Source organism: Kosakonia sp. MUSA4 (assembly GCF_013085925.1).
Classification (GTDB): Bacteria; Pseudomonadota; Gammaproteobacteria; order Enterobacterales; family Enterobacteriaceae; genus Kosakonia; species Kosakonia sacchari_B.
Genome location: NZ_CP025697.1, coordinates 2,996,205 through 3,016,072 on the forward strand (window position 1 = coordinate 2,996,205; position 19,868 = coordinate 3,016,072).

Below are 19,868 nucleotides of genomic sequence, written 5' to 3' on the forward strand. Positions count from 1 at the left end.
GCAGTTCAAGGACATGCGAAACGGGGAAGCTGGAACGGGTTGCGGATGCTGTTAGGCGCAAACTCCAGCGTCACCTGATGCCCGTCAACGGTGAATGTCGCCTGGCGGCTAAGGCTGCTACTGCCGGGGCTGACGCGGGCTTTATCGAAAAAGCGATTCAGTGCCCACGCTCCGTTGGTGACCAGCGTCGCGGTGGTGCCGCTGGCCAGACCGAGTTGCATCCGCACCTGGTTGGTTCCGCCCGATCCCGGCCAGTTAACGATTTGTACCGCCTGCGGCCCGTGGCTGTAACGCAGGATTTGCCCGTCCACATCCAGCGTCATGGTCAGGATGGTGTTATCCATACGCACCGTGCGCACGGTGGTACGAAACGACGGCGTGGTGCTGCCATTGGCAAAGAAAGCATCGCGGACAGACTGCGCCTGCTGGAACGGCACCAGCACACCTTCGCTGCCCGGCAGCGTTTTGCCGTCGATACCCGGCATAAAGCGCCAGGTGGATTGCGTGGTATCGACTTTATTGGTCAGGTTATCGCGAAAGAAGGTATCCATCAGACCGGTGCCCGGCGCGAACATGCGCGCCAGATCGTCCGGCGTCACTTCACTGCTGGCTGAGCGCACCAGCGGATAACGCCCGGCGATGGCCTGACGGCAGAAACTGCCCACTTCAACGCTGATACGCTTGCGAACATTTTCCAGATCCCGGCGCTGTGTATCGCTGCTGGCTCCTACGGCCATGTTGCTGAACATGGTTTGCAGGCCGCCAGGCAGACGTCCGGCGCTGGCCTGTAAACGGCTGATCGCTTCACCACCCGGCGGAGGCATCCCGCTGTTGGCAGCATCCTGAACGGCGGTCAGATAACGGTACAGCTCATCAACCTGCTTGAGAAAATCATCAAAGACGATGGTTTTTCCGCCCTTTTCCAGCGGCTGCGCCAGTTCGATAATCGGTGCAAAGTGCTCGGTGACGCGCTGTTCCGGTGTCTGGCTGACTGCGGCATTGGTGGTTTCTGCTGCGCCATCGTGGTTGCTGAACAGAGTTTCCAGCATCTGCGTACCACGGTTAGTGCTGCCAGCGCTTTTCGCTTTTTCAGCGTCTTCCGGCTCATCCCGCGTCAGTTTCAGTTGCTGACTCAGGTTGAGCACCAGCCGACGCAGCGGTGAGTTGTTGCCGGAGAGCAAGCGCGCCGTATTGATGCGCTGATTCAGATCGGCACTGTTATTCAGCTGAATGTCGCTTAAAAAGCTGTCCCACAGGGCGATAAAGTCGCGGGCGTAGAGCTGGCGCACCGCGTTATCCGTCTGCTGTTTATCTTCCGGCTGCGTGGTCGCGCCCAGTACCCAGCTATCATCTTCATGCAGGGAAGCGGTGACCGGTGCGATCTTTGCGTTGAAGGTATTCCAGTAGCCGTCCGGCGTGTACAGCCCTGGCAGACCTTCGCTCACTGGCTTGCCGCTTTTACGCGAAAAGACCAGCTCGCTTTGTGGCCCGCCCAGTGAAGCCAGCGAAACCGGCTTCAGGTTGTCATCATGTTCCAGCAGACGTTTCAGACGGCCATAAACGCGCGTGGAGAGCGGCTGCTGGTTAATCATTGCCTGCTCGCGGCTGATTAACGCCTCATCTTTGGCGTACGGCGACGACTGAATTTGCGGCTCCAGCAGTTGCGTCAGATGCCATTCAAGCTGGCGGATCTGCGCTTTGGTGACGTTCTGCGGCAGATTGCGCTCCAGATTGAGCATCACCCACGAATGCAGGAACTTACCGTCGTAATGTTTCGGCTGATAGAGCATCTGGTAGGCTTTCAGCGCCTCGTAGCTGTATTCCACATCGCTGCCGTTATCGTTGCGCAGCCAGGTGGTAATGCGCATCGCCACTTCCGGTAACAGCATCTGTTGCAGCGCTTTCTGGTACAGCGTCTGTGAGGCATCAGCCACATCATTACCGCGATACAATCCCATACGACGGGTGATCGGCGGATTGTTGATGTCGAACGCGTCACTCTGCGGCAGCGCGGAAAGCCCGTTCAGCAGCGGCAGCATGGCAAACAGATCGCCCTGCTGGCGGCTGCGCAGCGCTTTGATCTCCTGATCCAGCGCCGGCACTTTGGCCTGCACTTCATCAAGGTAATCTTTGTTATTGCCGTAGCTGGTCAGCCACAAGGCGCTGATAATAATCAGCAGCGCCAGCAACGCCGCATAACCGGACCAGATCACCGCCCGGCTGCGTAGCTCCCACCAGCGGTTTTGTCCGGCAATCCCCGCTTCCTGGAAGATGACGTTTTGCAGCACATGTTTGATAAAGAAGCTCTGCCCTTTTCCGCCCGGTACCGGCGCCTCTTTACTCACCGAATCCCAGTTATCCCCGGCTTTCCCCTGCGGCAGCGAGAGCGCCCGGCTGAGTTCGCCCATTACGCGGTCGAAAGGCAGGCCTTCCTGCGTGCCGCTGGCGAAGTAGATACCGCGCGGCGAGAATTCGGTTTCGAAGTTAGAGCGGGCAAACAGCGTGTTCAGGTAGTCAGAGAGCAGCGGGCGAAGTGCGGCGAACTCCTGCGGAAACAGGAAACATTCCGCGCGCGCCTGCACATCGCTTTCCCGCAACAGCGTATCCGGCAGCGCCGCATCCAGCCGCTGCTGTAACAGGGCAAATTCCTGCAGAAAACTGCCCTGCAAGTCAAAATCCGCCAGCCTGGCTTTTTCCCACGGGAAGGTGAAACCCCAGATCTGGTCGCGCTGCGCTTTGTCAAAACCGGCAAAATAGGCGCGAAAACCTTTCAGCAAGTCGGCTTTGGTTACCAGCACGTAAACCGGGAAACGAATGCCCAACTGTTCATGCAACTCGGTCAGGCGCTGGCGTAAATTGAGCGCCTGTTCGCGGGAGGCTTCTGCGGATTGCGTCAGCAGATCGGCGATGCTGATCGTTACAATCACACCGTTTATCGGCTGGCGACGACGGTATTTTTGCAGCAGACCGAGGAATTTCGCCCATTCGCTGGCGTCCTGAACCTGCTCGCTCTCCTGCGTGGTATAACGACCGGCGGTATCCAGCAGCACCGCTTCGTTGGTGAACCACCAGTCGCAGTTACGCGTTCCGCCGATGCCGCGCAGCGCGGTTTTACCAAAGCGATCCGCCAGCGGGAATTGCAGGCCGGAGTTCACCAGCGCAGTGGTTTTCCCGGAACCCGGCGCGCCAATGATCACGTACCACGGTAACTGATACAGATACTGAGTGCTGAAGCGCTGCGTCCACAGTCCGCGCTGGCCCGGCTGGTTAAAGTGGGCTTTTTTCAGTACCTGTGCGGCCTCTTCAAAGCGCTCATTGAGTATCTGATCTTCACTGTTCAGGCGTTTGCGCTCAACCGGATCTTTGGCTTCTTCGCTTTTCAGGTTGTCCATCAGCTTGCGGTTGAGCCAGGCATTATAGAGGCGCGGCACAATGTGGCTGTGAACCCAAATCAGGTACATCACCGCAATGGTGATCATGCGGTTTTGCTCTGACTCAAGCGGGCGGGAGTCGACGACGGAGAGCAGCGGGCCGATCATCCAGATCACGGCAGCCAGCCCCGTCACGCCAAGGAAACCCCACAAAATGCGGTTGGTCAGCAATGAAAGCAACATATTCATCCTTTAGTTTCCTTGCGGCAGTCCGTTCAGCTCGGCGGCCGTATTTTCCGGCGACACCAGCAAAGTAATCTCTACGCGGCGGTTGCGGGCGCGGTTTTCCGGCGTGTTATTCGGCGCGATCGGGTTCATCTCCCCTCGCCCTTCCGCTTTCACGCGTTCCGGCTGCGACAGATGTTTTTGCAGCAGCGACTGCACCGAGCGCGCACGCTCCAGAGAGAGCTCATAGTTAGAGGCGAATCGCGCGCTGCGGATCGGCACGTTATCGCTAAAGCCGACCACCAGAATGCGGCCGCTGACATTGTTCATCGCCTGGGCGACACGGTCGATCACCGGTTCATAGCTGTCACGCGCCACCGTCGAACCGGAGGCAAACAACCCATCGCCTTTTAAGGTCACCACGCTGCGATCGGCTTCATCGCGCACCGCCACCAGCCCTTGCTGAATTTCCGGGCGCAGGAAGGCGCGCAGATTAAGCACTGGCGGCGCACTCACCGCTGGCTGGGCAATGGTCGCTTCCGGCAGTTGTGTCTGATAGATTTTCGCCAGCACCGGGCTGGTGCTGTCGCCAAGCCGCCAGTTGAGCACGATATAGAACAGACAGGCGAGGAAGCCCGCCAGCCCGACGCAGGCCCATAATGGGATCACCGGACGCCAGAGTTTGCGCATCACCGGTTGATCTTCCGGGTGCGGCGAAAGCGGCGGCGGATAGTTACCACGCACGCCACGGATCATCTGCCACAGGCGCTGCTTGATGGTTTCCAGCTGCGTACGGCCGTTGTCCATTACCCGGTAGCGACCTTCAAAGCCAAGCAGCAGGCAGAAGTTGATCAACTCCAGCAACGCGATGTGCTCGCGCGGGTTTTGCGACAGCCGCGCCAGTAGCTGGAAGAACTTCTCCCCGCCCCAGGTTTCGTTGTGGAATGTCACCAGCAGGCCGCTGCCGGACCAGACACCTCGGCTGCCCCACGGCGTCAGCGCTGCGGCTTCATCCAGCGCGGTACAGAGGCAGTAGCGCGCGCCCACGATCACCTCGTAGGCCAGCCCGGATTGCTGGCAGCGCACTTCAAAACGGCGGATCTCATCAATTAAATGCTGACGCAAACCACTTTGATCGTCATGGGAGACCGAATAGCGGATTTGCGGTATCGCATTAAGTAGCGGGTTTGCCGCTGCGACCAAAGGATTGTTACCACTGGCTCCTGCCAGAGCGGCATCACTGCCGGCGGCGTTTTGTTCCTGCATATTGTGCGCTCGCTCTCTTATTCAGTCGGGCTACGGATGGCCCAAAACTCCATATCAAGACCCGGGAATTCGCCCGCCAGATGCAGTGCGAAAGCCCCCGATTTCTCCATTTCGTTCCAGAGTTCGCCGCCTTTTTCCAGCTCGAAATAGTTGTAACCGGCATGCCACGGAATTTGCGGCGGCGCGACCGGCATGGCGCGCAGCATCATGCCAGGCAACTGGAGCTGTACCAGATCGCGGATTTTGGTGACCGGGGCGACTTTCATCTGCGCCGGGAAATGGGTTTGCAGAATTTCGCCCGGCACGCTGGCCTTGACCGCCAGCACAAAGCCAAACTCGCGCGCCATGCTGGTATTCGGCAGCGTGGCGACATTCAGGCCGTGAGTGCGTTCGGTGAGCGGAAGCTGGATAGCGTGCTCTTCCATCACCAGCGACAGCCCCTGGCGCAGCATCAATTGCAGTTTGCTGAAGCAGCCCGCGAGGTCGTCATGGTTATAAACCGGCAGCGTCTCTTCCGGCGAACGCGCTGCTGTCCAGGTCGCCAGCTCTGTGGCAAACGGCAGCCAGCTACGCCACAGATCTTCCGGGTGGATCATCGGCAGCGTTTTCAGATGCGCCACCTCACCAACGTGGTGATTGATCAGCGCCAGCAGCGTGAATTCCACCATTTCAGAGGTATTAAAACGCCCCGGCTGACGCAGACGCTGGCCGATTTGCTGGCTGCGCTGCAGCAGCAAACTTTGTAGATCTTTGAGCGCGCCATACAGCAGCGGATTATTGATGGCATTAAGTACCGGCGGGATATAATGCGTATCGAGGCGAACGTGATTATCGTTACGCTTCTCCAGTACGTGAACCACGCCGATAGCCGTCCATTCGGCGCTCAGATCTTTTTCCAGCATCAGTTTCAGACGCAAGCGACCAAACTGCACGGCAGCCGGTCCGACGGACATGGCGTTGTCATCATCCACTTCGCTTTCCCAGGTGACGTAACGCGCCAGCGAATCTTTCTCTTCGCTGAAAATAACTTCGTCACGCCCGCCGCGTCGCGCCGGTAACGCCAGCACCACGCGCTCATTACTGGTGTTGTCCGGGATAGCCAGCGGCGCAGGCGCCTGGCGTGCGTCGTGGAAAGAGAAAAACGTGCCGTCCGGCAGTAAACCACTGGCAGAGCTCAGGGCGATACAGCCCTGACGCAACATCGCGTCATCCAGTTCAAGATCCAGGTAGCCCCAAAGGTACGGGCGTTGCAGGGTTCCCCACTCGCGAATGTGATGTTGCAGGTAACTTTCCGCACGCTGAAAATGATGAGGACGCAGAAACATACCTTCGGTCCATATGACCTTTTCTGCTTTATTCATACTGTTTTCCTGTTTAGGCTGGCGCTATTTGGAAATGACGCGAATTCCGTTGATGTCGAGGAAAAGATTCGCTTCCAGTTCGTCCTCAGAGGATTTCCAGAATTCGTAGAAGTGGCTCTCGCCCTGCACCGGAAGCGGCAGGGAGATACGCCATTTCTTGCCATCCAGTGCCTGATATTCCGCGATCACGCCAATGTAACGCGCCTCCGGCGCGCTTTTGCCACTGAGCGTTTTCGACAACTGACCGGGCATCAGGAAAAATTCATCACTGTTGAGCAGGTTGGCGCCCAGCACGCTGTCAGCGTTATTTTGCAGCGACCAGAAATCGGCAGACATAAACGTGGCGTCCGATTTCAACAGCAGAACCCTGACTTTAAGAGGAGCGGACTCATTGATTTGCGGATGAGCCCTGAACTGAAGGTTATAGCTGGTAGGTACGCTGTGTGAAGAAGATCCACAACCGCTGGCCAGGGTGGCCAGCACAAAGAAAAACACCAGACAGAACTGGCGCACAACAGCATTATTATTCATATCTGGCACTCGTCACGGCTGGATTAATCGATGATCCAGGTTCCTGAGTTAGCGTTTTTGCAGGCTTTGCCGCTGCCATCTACCGTCACGCAAGTCTGTTTTTTCGGCGCAACTCTGCGACGGCGGTCTTCACGCAGCGTTTTGTCGTACAGCTCGCTTTTCACCACGGCGCGCATCGGCACATAGCCAATCAGCTCTTCTTTCCCTTCATCGGCCAGCGCCATCCAGAAGTGCTCTACCTGTCCCAGAACAACATAGGTTTTACCGGCTTCAAGCTGGCGGATCACTTTACCGCCGAAATCCGGTTTGCTCATCACGGAAGCCGGATAGAGCGCGCGATAGTTTTGGTTAACGGGGGTAAATTCGGTTGGAGCAAGGACTGCATAACGGTGAGTTAAGGTAACGCCATTCACTTCACTGGTAACAATGGTGTCGTCGCCTGGAGCCGGTTTCGGTGGCGCTTTACACCCGCTAACGCCAAAGACAAAAAGAAGAGCCAAGACCATTCGCATGTTCATAGAGTTTTTTCCATTGCAAATATATTACTGTGTTGACCTGGAGCGTTTCGGAAAGTAGCAGTTAAATCGCTCTAAATAACTTCATCCTTTTCCATCAAAACGCCGTGATAATGAATAAAAGGCATAGCTACCGCACGAGCCTGCACAAAGCAAGGCCGCAATATTATTACTTTTCATTGACTATCATGACACGATTTTACAGATCGGATTATTCAATTCAATATGATCTCCGACCTGTTGAAATAGGATTATTTAATTTTTTTGCAAATTAGGACAATTCTCAAGAAAAAATTTCACTTGAGGAGAGAATTATTAAAGATAGCAGTCCATCACGCCAGGTTATTAAAATACAAATCTATAACCTACTGAAATTAAATAGATAATACCTATCATTCTTTTCTTAGCATATACTGAAAATAATGTGATAAGAGTAATCCTAAAATCATAAATATACGAATAAATACTACAATATCTGGTAGCCTTAATTCCAGATAAAAGGCAGGGTTTAAGAGCTTTTACGCCCTATTTCGGATTCTTTTGTCAGTATTGAAGAAATATATTGAGCAACGCGCCTCTATTTGCCGGACGCACATAGTCACGCACAAAACTATTTCATAGAGGTATCGTGTATTGTTTTGAGCAGGAACATTCTTTGTATGAAATGGTTTAGTGATACTTAATGCTTTTGAACTCACATTAAATGAAACCTTTCAGCTATGTTGATTTGCCGCAATATTGTCCATTTTTTACTTCCCGGCATATTTGATCGCTAAAAAATAACCCAGCCGTATTGATCAACTTTCGTCACACTTCTGCGGAAAAAAACCGCATTTTCGTCGTTACCAGACGGGGAAATAGTCTGGAATCGTGCAAAATGCCAAACGGAGCACGCGATTTATCTGATATTCGACTAAGGTTTGGACAAGATTGATGTCAGCGGTGCCGTGATGCGCCAGCTCAAGGAGAATGATTGATGATAAAACCTGTTATGCGCCAGCCGCGTTCGCTGTTGCTGGCAATGCACGTCGTTTTAGGTGGAGCACTACTTGCTGTGGTTCCCCAGGCGCTGTCCGCAGATGCCCCGAATGCACAACAATCCCCGGATATCCTGCTCGGCCCGCTGTTTAATGATGTGCAAAGCGCCAAACTCTTTCCCGATCAAAAAACCTTTGCAGACGCCGTCCCCAAAGGCGATCCGCTGATGATCCTGGCGGATTACCGTATGCAGCGTAACCAGACAAGCTTCGATTTGCGCCACTTCGTCGATGTTAACTTTACCTTACCGAAAGAAGGCGAGGCCTATGTTCCACCTGAAGGGCAGAGCCTGCGCGAGCATATCGACGGCTTGTGGCCCGTGCTGACACGTACAACCGATAGCGCCGGTAAGTGGGATTCCCTGCTACCGCTGCCAAAACCCTATGTTGTGCCTGGCGGTCGTTTCCGCGAAGTCTATTACTGGGACAGCTACTTTACGATGCTGGGCCTCGCCGAAAGCGGACACTGGGACAAGATCAACGATATGGTGACCAATTTCGCGCACGAAATTGATACCTGGGGACATATTCCCAACGGCAACCGCACCTACTACCTCAGCCGTTCGCAGCCGCCATTTTTCGCCTTAATGGTCGAACTGTTGGCCACCCATGATGGCGATGAGGCGCTGAAAACCTGGCTGCCGCAGATGGAAAAAGAGTATCGCTACTGGATGGAAGGCGTCGATAGCCTGCAACCGGGCCAGGCCAGCCAGCGCGTGGTGAAACTGAATGACGGAACCGTGTTAAACCGTTACTGGGACGACCGCGATACGCCGCGTCCGGAATCGTGGCTTGATGATGTCACGACGGCGAAAAATAACCCCAACCGCCCTGCTACGGAGATCTATCGCGATTTGCGTTCCGCTGCTGCCTCAGGCTGGGATTTCAGCTCGCGCTGGATGGATAACCCGCAGCAGCTCGGTACCATTCGTACCACCAGCATTGTGCCTGTGGATCTGAACGCGTTGATGTTCAAAATGGAAAAAATGCTTGCCCGCGGCTATCAGGTTTCCGGTGATGCCGCAAAGGCCACCCAGTATGAAGCTCTTGCCACCGCGCGGCAGAAAGGCATTGAAGCCAATCTGTGGAATGAAAAAGAGGGCTGGTACGCGGATTACGATCTGAAAACCCATAAAGTCAGAAACCAGCTCACGGCAGCGGCGCTCTTCCCGCTGTTTGTCAACGCGGCAGCGAAGGATCGTGCGGATAAAGTGGCTGCCGCCACGCAGGCGCGGCTGCTGAAACCCGGCGGTATCACCACCACCACCGTGAATAGCGGGCAACAGTGGGATGCGCCTAACGGCTGGGCACCGCTGCAATGGGTTGCCGCCGAGGGGCTGCAAAATTACCAGCATCAGAAACTTTCGCAGGAGGTGAGCTGGCGTTTTCTGACCAATGTTCAGCACACCTACGACCGCGAGAAAAAACTGGTGGAAAAATATGATGTCAGCACCACCGGTACGGGCGGCGGTGGCGGCGAGTATCCGCTGCAGGACGGCTTTGGCTGGACTAACGGCGTCACGCTGAAAATGCTGGATCTGGTGTGCCCGAAAGAGAAACCCTGCGACAGCGTACCGCAAACACAACCTGCGCCCGCCTCGCAACAACCTGCGCCTGCCGAACAAAAAGCCGCGCAGTAAACATGAAAAAGGCCGCAGTAATTGCGGCCTTTTTACTGAAGCGGAAGTTTTAATCTCTGCGCAACAGCCTGAATACCGCCAGCACGACGATGGCACCGACGACCGCAACAAGGAAGCTGTGCAGATTAAAGCCGGTGATATCGCCGCCAAAACCAAACGTTGTAGCCAGCCAGCCCCCTACAACCGCCCCCACAATCCCCAGAATACAAGTCAGAATAAATCCGCCACCATCCCGTCCGGGCATGATTAATTTAGCAATAACGCCAGCGATCAAACCAAAAAGGATCCACGCGAGAATGCCCATTTTACTCTCTCCTTCTGCTTGTTTCGTTTACACGCACGCACCACAACGGCGGCGCATTAGCTACAGTATAGTTGTCGGCGACAAAACTTTTTCATCTCACAGACTTAATCCCACTCTCCGGGGAAAATTTTTGCAGTATTTGTATTAAGTTCTCTCTGAAATTGCCGATAACCCAACGACGGTGTGTCAGTCATCAAGGAGCCATTCGGCGTGAGCAATTACAGTGAGCAGTTCCTGAAACAAAATCCTCTGGCCGTACTGGGTGTTTTGCGCGATCTGCAAAAAAGCCAGGTGCCTGTCTGCATTACCTGGGGCAGTGGTCAGTTCATCAGTAAGATACTGGAAGTCAATCCGGAAGAGCTGGTGATGGATTTTGGTAGCCAGGAGTATGAGAACAACGCAGTGCAGCGTGCCGGGAAAGTGACCATTACCGCTGAAACACAAGGCGCCAAAGTTGAGTTTACACTGCCCGGGCTCGCAGCCGGTGATTTCCAGGCGCTGCCGGCATTTATTACCTCGCTGCCGGATTCGCTGTGGTTTATTCAGCGCCGTGAATATTTCCGCATCAGCGCCCCGCTCCATCCGGCTTATTTTTGTAAAGCGTTGATGCCGGACAAAAGCGAGATCCGCTTTCGCCTGTTCGACCTCTCATTGGGGGGGATGGGCGCCCTGCTGGATGGCGAATTACCCGCAGCACTGCAACCGGGCATGCGCTTTTCGCAGGTGGAACTGGATATGGCGTCCTGGGGGCAGTTTTATTTTGACGCACAGCTGATTGCCATCGGCGAGCGCAAAGTGGTGGACGGGAAAAACAGCACCATCGTTACGCCACGCCTGAGCTTCCGCTTTCTGAATGTCAGCCCCGGCGTTGAGCGCGAGCTCCAGCGCATTATCTTCGCCCTGGAGCGCGAGGCGCGCGAACGCGCCAGCCGGGTGCGCTGATTACATCGCATCCATCGCTTTTTGTACTTTCCAGATATAGCGCGGCGCTTGCGGCGCGGGGTGTTTCTCCGCCACGTGCTTCAGAAAAGCGTCAGCGCTCAAATCATTGATCTCGTCAATCGCTTCGCCGCGATCCGACGAGAATGTCCGCAGCAATGCCCCGGCGCCGTTTACGTAGGAGACCACCAGCGCGTACTGCATCACCTGCTGGTCGCGGATCCCGGCCAGCGGCCCGTGTTCGAGAATGCTTAAATAGGCCGCGCCCATGGAAATATTGCGTTCGGGATTTTTCAGTTCGCTGCTGGAGGGTTGACCGCTCCAGCCCATATAGCGGTAGACTTCACGTCCGGCGGTTGACGCTTTCAGTTGCATCAGCCCCACCGCATTGGATTTACTCACCAGGTTCGGGTTTCCCCCGGATTCCACGGCAATCATCGCCGTCAGCAACCGTGGGCTGACACCCCACGCCGCGCCCGCCTTTTCGGTGATCGGCATCCATTGCATCGCCCGTTTCACCGGCACTTCCGGATTCCAGTCCGGCTGGCGGTAATCCTGTCTTGAACTACATCCGGCCAAAAGTACCACTAAAAAAGCAAACCATCTTAATTTCACGCCAACACATCCTTCTTCGAGGTGCTCATCACTGCGGATGACAACGATACAGGTTAGCGGCATGATAACTGTTTCCCTATAGATGTCAGCAAGGAAATGCCATGCCCACCATCCATTTGATTGCCCCTTCCGGTTATTGCATTAATCAGCACGCGGCGGCACTTGCCGTCGAACGTCTGACGCAGCAGGGGCATCACATTGCCAATCCATCCGTCATCACCCGGCGCAGCGAGCGGTTTGCCGGCAGCGATAAAGAGCGTCTGGCCGACATCAACGCACTGGCAACCCTGGCGGGCAACAATACGATTGTGATGGCGGTGCGCGGCGGCTATGGCGCCAGCCGTTTGCTGGCTGATATTGACTGGCAGGGCATCGCGGCGCGTCAGCAACAGCAACCGCTGCTGATTTGCGGCCACAGTGATTTTACGGCGATCCAGCTTGGCCTGCTGGCAACCGGCAAGGTGATTACTTTTAGCGGGCCAATGCTGGCGGGTAATTTTGGCGCAGACACGCTGGATGCATTCACGCAGGAGCACTTCTGGCGCGCGCTGACCAGCCCGACCTTCAGCATCGAGTGGAACGGCGTTGGCCCGCAATGCCATGTTGAAGGCACGCTGTGGGGCGGGAATCTGGCGATGGTGACTTCACTTATCGGCACGCCGTGGTTGCCGTCAATCCCGGGCGGCATTCTGGTGGTGGAAGATATTAATGAGCATCCTTATCGCGTTGAGCGCATGCTTTTGCAACTGCTGCACGCCGGTATTCTGGCGCAGCAACAGGCGCTCATTCTCGGTAGTTTCTCCCACGCCCAACCTAACGATTACGATGCGGGCTACAATCTTACAAAGATGGTGGATTACCTGCGTTCGCAGCTGACTATCCCGGTCATTAGCGGTCTGGCCTTCGGTCACGAGCCGCAAACGGTGACTCTGCCGTTAGGCGCGTCTGCCCAACTGCAACATACTGATAAAACACGCCTGACGCTGACCGGTCATCCTGTGATCTCCGGGTAAAAAAAGTGCTTAATGTTCTTATTAAAACACTGTTTCTGCCGTTATTATGAATTGAAGTTACCAACCCTGGGTTTCTGGCCCGGGGGATTCCCACTGGCGAGGATTAAGGAGAAGCACCACATTGGACGCTGAGGCGATAATTAGTCTGTTTATTATGGGTTCTGTTCTTGTAACCTGTAGCATCTTATTGAGTTCTTTCTCTTCCCGCCTTGGTATCCCTATCCTGGTCATTTTCCTGGTCATCGGTATGTTAGCCGGCATTGACGGTATCGGCGGGATCCCGTTCGATAACTACCCGCTGGCTTATATGGTCAGTAACCTCGCGCTGGCGATTATTTTGCTGGATGGCGGCATGCGAACCCGCGCCAGCTCCTTTCGCGTCGCGCTCGGCCCTGCGCTTTCGCTCGCCACTGTCGGTGTGCTGGTCACCTCCAGTCTTACCGGCATGATGGCCGCGTGGTTGTTCAAACTCAATCTGATGGAAGGGCTGCTGATTGGCGCGATTGTCGGTTCCACCGATGCGGCGGCGGTGTTCTCGCTGCTGGGAGGCAAAGGGCTGAACGAGCGCGTTGGCTCCACGCTGGAGATTGAGTCGGGCAGTAACGATCCGATGGCCGTCTTCCTGACCATCACGCTGATTGAGATGATCCAGAAGCACAAAGCCGATCTTGATGTGATGTTCCTGGTGCATATCGTGCAGGAGTTTGGTCTCGGTATTCTGCTGGGCGGCGCGGGCGGCTACCTGCTGCAACAGATGATCAACCGTATCGCCCTGCCGCCGGGTCTCTACCCGCTGCTGGCGCTCAGCGGCGGTATTCTGGTTTTTTCCCTGACGACGGCCCTGCACGGCAGCGGTATTCTGGCCGTTTATTTATGTGGTTTTGTGCTGGGCAACCGGCCGATCCGCAATCGTTACGGGATTCTGCAAAACTTCGATGGCCTGGCCTGGCTGGCGCAAATCGCCATGTTCCTCGTGCTGGGCCTGCTGGTCACGCCGTCCGATCTGCTGCCGATTGCCGTCTCTGCCCTGATCCTCTCCGCATGGATGATTTTTATCGCCCGTCCGCTGTCGGTGTTCGCCAGCCTGCTGCCGTTTCGTGGTTTCAATCTGCGTGAGCGCGTGTTTATCAGTTGGGTGGGGCTGCGCGGCGCCGTGCCGATTATTCTCGCCACCTTCCCGATGATGGCCGGGCTGGATAATGCGCGGCTGTTCTTCAACGTTGCCTTCTTCGTGGTGCTGATCTCGCTGCTGTTCCAGGGAACCTCGCTCACCTGGGCGGCGAAAAAAGCCAAAGTGGTGGTGCCGCCGGTCGGTTGGCCCGTTTCTCGCGTGGGGCTGGATATTCACCCGGATAATCCCTTCGAGCAGTTCGTCTACCAGCTCAGCGCCGATAAATGGTGCGTGGGCGCGGCGCTGCGTGATTTGCACATGCCGGAAGAGACGCGCATTGCGGCGCTGTTTCGCGGTAACAGCCTGTTGCATCCGACCGGCAGTACGCGGTTGCGGGAAGGCGATGTGCTGTGTGTCATTGGTCGCGAGCGGGATCTGCCAGCGCTCGGCAAGCTGTTTAGCCAGTCGCCGCCGGTCGCGCTGGATCAGCGTTTCTTTGGTGATTTTATCCTCGAAGCCGATGCCAAATTTGCCGACGTGGCACTGATTTACGGCCTGGAGGAAGGGCTTGAGCACCGCGATAACCAGCAAACGCTGGGCGATATTGTTCAGCAACTGTTGGGTGCAGCACCGGTGGTGGGTGACCAGGTTGAGTTTGCCGGAATGATCTGGACGGTGGCCGAAAAAGCCGACAACGCGGTGTTAAAAGTGGGCGTCAGAGTGGCAGAAGACGAGGCGGAATAACCGCCTCGCAGTAAGTTACACCGTCACAACAGGCACGCGCGGCGCCAGTGCGCACATCAGTTCGTACCCAACCGTGCCAGCCGCCGCAGCGACTTCATCGATTTTTATCTCCTTGCCCCACAGTTCGACTGGCGTACCGATACCAGCCTGCGGGCAAGGCGTTAAATCAACGGTAAGCATATCCATCGAAATTGCGCCGACCGTTGCGGTGCGGATCCCATCGACCAGTACCGGCGTGCCGGAAGGCGCAATGCGCGGATAACCATCGGCATAACCGCAGGCCACCACACCGATACGCTGCTCCTCACTGGCGCGATAGCGGCAACCATAGCCGACCGTTTCGCCCGCTTTCAGCGTTTGCACCGCGATAATTTCACTGCTGAGCGTCATCACCGGCCGGATACCGCTGTTGGCGACATCCTGCCACTGACCGGAAGGCGATGCGCCATACAGCACAATGCCCGGACGCACCCAGTCGAAATGCGCTTCAGGATGCCATAACGTCGCCGCAGAATTGGACAACGATCGCGGCGCATCCAGCCCTTCCGCCGCCTGCGCAATACGCGCCATCGGCCCGGCGATGCCGTCCGGGTGTTCGGCTTCGGCAAAGTGCGACATCAGGGTAATGCTGCTTACGTTGTTCATCGCCCGCAGCTGCTGCCACACGGTATGCACGCGATCCGGCATAAAGCCAAGGCGATTCATGCCGCTGTTAATCTTCAGATAGATATCCAGCGGCGCTTGCAGTTGCGCATTTTGTAGCGCTTTAATCTGCCAGTTGCTGTGCAGGCTGGTGGTCAGCCGGTATTTATCGAATAGCGGTAACTCATCGGCGTGAAAAAAACCTTCCAGCATCAGAATCGGCCCTTTCCAGCCGCGTTCACGCAGCAAAATGGCCTCTTCGAGATTCAGCATCGCAAAACCATCCGTGCTGGCAAGCGAACGCCAGACGCGATCGATACCGTGACCGTATGCATTCGCCTTGACCACTGACCAGACCTTCGCTGTCGGCGCAGCCCGACGCACGACCTGTAAGTTATTGCCCAACGCCTGTAAGTCCAGCGTGGCCAGAATCGGACGAGACATCATTTTTCCTTATATTTATCAGTTATGAGCGCCATGCAGATGCTGCGCGCGCGCCGGGGTAAAGCCGGGTAAATAGCGGGCGATGGCGAGATCGTCCGCCGCAATAGCAGGCGTTTTGCCGGACATTAAATCACTGAGCAACTGACCGGAACCGCAGGCCATGGTCCAGCCCAGCGTACCGTGACCAGTGTTGAGCCACAGATTTTTATACGGCGTACGGCCAACAACCGGCGTACCATCCGGCGTCATTGGGCGCAGGCCGGTCCAGAATGTCGCCTCTTCAACGCGACCACCGCGCGGAAAGAGATCGCGCACCACCATTTCCAGCGTTTCGCGACGCGGTTGCAGCAGCTCGGTGTTGAAACCGACAATTTCCGCCATGCCGCCGACACGAATGCGCTGATCAAACCGCGTAATGGCGATTTTGTAAGTTTCGTCGAGGATAGTGGAAACCGGCGCGCCGTCTTCCTGCGCAACAGGGATCGTCAGCGAGTAGCCTTTCAGCGGATATACCGGAATATCAACAATGCCTTTCAGCAGCCCGGTTGACCAGGAGCCGAAGGCCATCACATACGCATCGGCTTTTACCACCTCTTCGCCGCACTTCACGCCATAGATGTTTTCGCCTTCATACAGCAGACGATCCACCGGCGTATTGAAGCGAAAGACCACCCCGGCCTGCTCTGCCATGCTGGCAAGTTGTTGGGTAAAAAGCTGGCAGTCGCCGGTTTCATCGTTCGGTAAACGCAGGCCGCCGGTTAATTTGTGCGCCACTTCCGCCAGCGCAGGCTCTACCTCAGCCAGACGCGCGGATTCCAGCAACTGGTAAGGAACGCCTGCATCCTGTAACACGGCAATGTCGCGGGTGGCGTTTTCATACTGTGCGGCGGTGCGAAAGAGCTGCAAGGTGCCGCCCTGCCGCCCTTCATACTGAATACCGGTGGTTTCACGTAGCAGCTTCAGGCAGTCGCGGCTGTACTCTGCCAGCCGCACCATACGCCCTTTGTTCTCTGCATAGTGCCGGGCGTCGCAGTTGCGCAGCATCTGCCACATCCATTTCAGCTGCGATGAGGTGCCGTCAAGGCTGATAGCAAGCGGGGCATGGCGCTGGAACATCCATTTGATGGCCTTCAGCGGCACACCCGGCGCGGCCCAGGGAGCGGCATAACCGGGAGAAATCTGCCCGGCATTACCGGCGCTGGTTTCCTGTGCCGGACCCGGCTGGCGGTCAATCACCGTGACATCATGACCCGCCTGACGCAAATACCAGGCACTGGCGACGCCCACAACGCCGCTTCCCAATACAACAACTCGCATATCCCTCTCCTGTGAGTAAAGCACGATCGTCTAATTACAAATTGATAACCCAGATGAAAATATTATTCAACATATGGCTTTTTTATGGTGACACTCCTCACAGCTTCGCCGTATCACAAGGCCTGCGATTATTTAGCATCTCCTGCTGTGCGACATTTCGCCGCAGTATAAAATTTTGCAAAAGCGGTTATTAAGACCTGTGGCAGGTTCAAAATTCGCGAACAAAAAAGTGCCCTGCCGTACAGAATTGATTGCGTGTTCTATGCTTGAAATGAGACGCTCCATACAGAGAGTGTTCTAACAATGAGGGCGCGCTAATGGCTACGATTGACTCAATGAATAAGGACTCTATTCGTCTGAGTGATGGACCCGACTGGACTTTTGATCTACTGGATGTCTATCTGGCCGAAATCGACCGGGTGGCAAAACTTTATCGGCTGGATACCTACCCGCATCAGATTGAAGTCATTACTTCAGAACAGATGATGGATGCCTACTCCAGCGTCGGTATGCCGATCAACTACCCTCACTGGTCGTTTGGTAAGAAATTCATTGAAACCGAACGGCTCTATAAACACGGGCAACAGGGGCTGGCTTACGAGATCGTCATTAACTCCAACCCGTGTATCGCTTATCTGATGGAAGAAAATACCATCACCATGCAAGCGCTGGTGATGGCGCATGCCTGCTATGGGCACAACTCTTTCTTTAAGAATAACTACCTGTTCCGTAGCTGGACCGACGCCAGTTCCATTGTCGATTACCTTATTTTCGCGCGGAAATACATTACCGACTGCGAAGAGCGGTACGGCGTCGATGAAGTCGAAAAGCTGCTCGACTCGTGCCATGCGTTGATGAACTACGGGGTGGATCGCTACAAACGCCCGCAAAAAATCTCGTTGCAGGAGGAGAAAGCCCGGCAGAAAAGCCGCGAGGAGTATCTGCAAAGCCAGGTGAATATGCTGTGGCGTACGTTGCCGAAACGCGAAGAGGAGCGAACCATCGCCGAAACGCGCCGCTATCCGTCTGAGCCGCAGGAAAACCTGCTCTATTTTATGGAGAAGAACGCGCCGTTGCTGGAGTCATGGCAGCGTGAGATCCTGCGCATCGTGCGTAAAGTCAGCCAGTATTTCTACCCGCAAAAACAGACGCAGGTGATGAATGAAGGCTGGGCGACTTTCTGGCATTACACCATCCTCAACCATCTCTATGATGAAGGGAAAGTGACCGACCGCTTTATGCTGGAATTCCTGCACAGTCACACCAACGTTGTGTTCCAGCCCCCTTATAACAGCCCGTGGTACAGCGGTATTAACCCGTATGCGCTTGGCTTCGCCATGTTCCAGGATATTAAGCGTATTTGCCAGTCGCCAACGGACGAAGACCGCTACTGGTTCCCGGATATTGCCGGTTCCGACTGGCTGGAAACGCTGCATTTCGCCATGCGTGATTTTAAAGATGAAAGCTTCATTAGCCAGTTTATGTCGCCGAAGATCATGCGTGATTTTCGCTTCTTTACCGTGCTGGATGACGATCGCAATAACTACCTGGAGATCGCGGCAATCCATAATGAAGAGGGATACCGGGAAATTCGCTCCCGCCTGTCGTCGCAGTACAACCTCAGCAATCTGGAGCCCAACATTCAGGTCTGGAATGTCGATCTGCGCGGCGATCGCTCATTAACGCTGCGTTATATTCCGCATAACCGCGCACCGCTGGATAAAGGCCGTCGGGAAGTACTGAAACACGTGCATCGCCTGTGGGGATTTGATGTGCTGCTGGAGCAGCAAAATGAAGATGGCAGCGTGGAACTGCTGGAAAGATGCCCACCTCGCCAGAATAGCCTGTAACGAAAAAACCCTCTGTTCGCAGAGGGTTTTTTTTGCTTAACGAACCTGCAACGCTAAATCGCCAGGCATCGTTTTTTGCATGCGATGCCAGATTTCACCGCTTTCATGGCCGTAACGACGCACCAGCTCATAGACTTTTTCGTACTGCGCCTGTTCGCACACTTCAGCAAGCTGGTGATAAAACCCCAGCGCCAGGCTGCGGGCTTCCGGGCTGGAGAAGTAATGACGCCCGATGCGGGTGTACAGCCCCTTCATGCCGTTGAGAATCAGCCCATAGATCGGGTTGCCGGAGGCAAACGCCAGCCCACGGAAAACGTTGTAATCCAGATCGGCGAACGCATCGGCGTGATCTTCCACCTCGCGCGCTTTGGCCAATACCTGCAACGCTTGATCCGGATGCAGACGGAATGCCGTACGAATAAAGATTGTTGAGATATTGGTACGCACCGACAGCAAATTATCGATCAGTTGAGGAACGCTTTCGTGATCCAGACGCGCCAGTGTTTCGAGAATATTCAGCCCCGATGTTTCCCAGAAGTTATTCACTTTCGTGGGTTTGCCGTGCTGAATAGTCAACCAGCCATCACGTGCCAGACGCTGCAACACTTCGCGCAACGTGGTACGAGTGACGCCGATCAGTTCAGAGAGTTCGCGTTCAGCCGGAAGAATCGATCCTGGCGGAAAGCGACTATTCCAGATACTTTCGATAATGTATTCTTCCGCGAAACCCGCCGGGCTCTGCGCCTTAATGACCATAGACAAATTTCCATTACACAGCTAAGCAAAGGACACTCATCATACCAGACCCCGTCCGGGGCAGGTAGCGTACAGCAGGAAGAAAAAAAGGGATCGCATCTCCATTTTCGTGATTTTACAAGGCTTAACCCTGCACTCAGCATGCCTTTCATTTGAAACAAACCAGAATCTATCAATATTTTGTTTC

15 protein-coding genes are annotated in these 19,868 nt (G+C 55.3%); 5 read left to right on the forward strand and 10 right to left on the reverse strand.

All coding sequences use genetic code 11. From position 1 onward, the window contains the following. Positions 1–5: 5 nt before the first annotated feature. Genes tssM through C0557_RS14220 form a run of 5 tightly spaced genes read right to left on the reverse strand, consistent with a single transcriptional unit; the run spans position 6 to position 7,272 of the window. Positions 6–3,620, reverse strand: a complete 3,615-nt coding sequence (tssM, locus tag C0557_RS14200; RefSeq protein ID WP_208658983.1) for a type VI secretion system membrane subunit TssM — start codon at positions 3,618–3,620, stop codon at positions 6–8. A 3-nt stretch (positions 3,621–3,623) separates the two neighbouring features. After that, on the reverse strand, positions 3,624–4,862 hold the full coding sequence (locus C0557_RS14205; protein WP_208658986.1) for a DotU family type VI secretion system protein: 1,239 nt from the start codon (positions 4,860–4,862) through the stop codon (positions 3,624–3,626). A 17-nt stretch (positions 4,863–4,879) separates the two neighbouring features. Beyond that, a complete protein-coding gene (tssK, locus tag C0557_RS14210) occupies positions 4,880–6,223 on the reverse strand; it encodes a type VI secretion system baseplate subunit TssK (RefSeq protein WP_074777548.1) in 1,344 nt (447 codons plus the stop codon). 24 nt (positions 6,224–6,247) lie between these two features. Beyond that, entirely contained in the window at positions 6,248–6,754 is a 507-nt protein-coding gene (tssJ, locus tag C0557_RS14215; RefSeq protein ID WP_208658988.1) for a type VI secretion system lipoprotein TssJ, read from the reverse strand. Between the two features lie 23 nt (positions 6,755–6,777). Next, on the reverse strand, positions 6,778–7,272 hold the full coding sequence (locus tag C0557_RS14220) for a hypothetical protein (protein WP_074777550.1): 495 nt from the start codon (positions 7,270–7,272) through the stop codon (positions 6,778–6,780). Between the two features lie 973 nt (positions 7,273–8,245). On the opposite strand from C0557_RS14220, the gene C0557_RS14225 reads away from it, so the two are divergent. After that, entirely contained in the window at positions 8,246–9,946 is a 1,701-nt protein-coding gene (locus tag C0557_RS14225; RefSeq protein ID WP_208658990.1) for an alpha,alpha-trehalase, read from the forward strand. Between the two features lie 49 nt (positions 9,947–9,995). Here the strand turns inward: C0557_RS14225 and C0557_RS14230 are convergent, their stop codons facing one another. After that, positions 9,996–10,250, reverse strand: a complete 255-nt coding sequence (locus tag C0557_RS14230; protein WP_090123783.1) for a GlsB/YeaQ/YmgE family stress response membrane protein — start codon at positions 10,248–10,250, stop codon at positions 9,996–9,998. A 210-nt stretch (positions 10,251–10,460) separates the two neighbouring features. Between C0557_RS14230 and C0557_RS14235 the strand changes: the two genes are divergently transcribed. Beyond that, entirely contained in the window at positions 10,461–11,192 is a 732-nt protein-coding gene (locus tag C0557_RS14235; RefSeq protein ID WP_074777556.1) for a flagellar brake protein, read from the forward strand. Here C0557_RS14235 and emtA read toward each other — a convergent pair whose 3' ends face one another. Then, entirely contained in the window at positions 11,193–11,804 is a 612-nt protein-coding gene (gene emtA, locus C0557_RS14240) for a membrane-bound lytic murein transglycosylase EmtA (RefSeq protein WP_043956847.1), read from the reverse strand. A gap of 101 nt (positions 11,805–11,905) precedes the next feature. Between emtA and ldcA the strand changes: the two genes are divergently transcribed. Both ldcA and C0557_RS14250 read left to right on the forward strand, forming a co-directional pair. Next, positions 11,906–12,817, forward strand: coding sequence for a muramoyltetrapeptide carboxypeptidase (ldcA, locus tag C0557_RS14245; RefSeq protein WP_074777558.1), 912 nt, complete (start codon positions 11,906–11,908; stop codon positions 12,815–12,817). A 121-nt stretch (positions 12,818–12,938) separates the two neighbouring features. Next, entirely contained in the window at positions 12,939–14,672 is a 1,734-nt protein-coding gene (locus C0557_RS14250) for a potassium/proton antiporter (RefSeq protein WP_208658992.1), read from the forward strand. Between the two features lie 15 nt (positions 14,673–14,687). On the opposite strand, the gene dadX is transcribed toward C0557_RS14250, so the two are convergent. Then, the gene (gene dadX / locus C0557_RS14255; protein ID WP_208662956.1) at positions 14,688–15,758 is read right to left on the reverse strand and encodes a catabolic alanine racemase DadX; all 1,071 of its coding nucleotides are present in this window, start codon (positions 15,756–15,758) and stop codon (positions 14,688–14,690) included. Between the two features lie 18 nt (positions 15,759–15,776). Next, on the reverse strand, positions 15,777–17,075 hold the full coding sequence (locus tag C0557_RS14260) for a D-amino acid dehydrogenase (protein WP_208658994.1): 1,299 nt from the start codon (positions 17,073–17,075) through the stop codon (positions 15,777–15,779). 317 nt (positions 17,076–17,392) lie between these two features. On the opposite strand from C0557_RS14260, the gene C0557_RS14265 reads away from it, so the two are divergent. Further along, positions 17,393–18,925, forward strand: a complete 1,533-nt coding sequence (locus C0557_RS14265) for a SpoVR family protein (RefSeq protein ID WP_208658996.1) — start codon at positions 17,393–17,395, stop codon at positions 18,923–18,925. Between the two features lie 36 nt (positions 18,926–18,961). Here C0557_RS14265 and fadR read toward each other — a convergent pair whose 3' ends face one another. Then, on the reverse strand, positions 18,962–19,681 hold the full coding sequence (fadR, locus tag C0557_RS14270; RefSeq protein WP_007371658.1) for a fatty acid metabolism transcriptional regulator FadR: 720 nt from the start codon (positions 19,679–19,681) through the stop codon (positions 18,962–18,964). Positions 19,682–19,868: the final 187 nt, after the last annotated feature.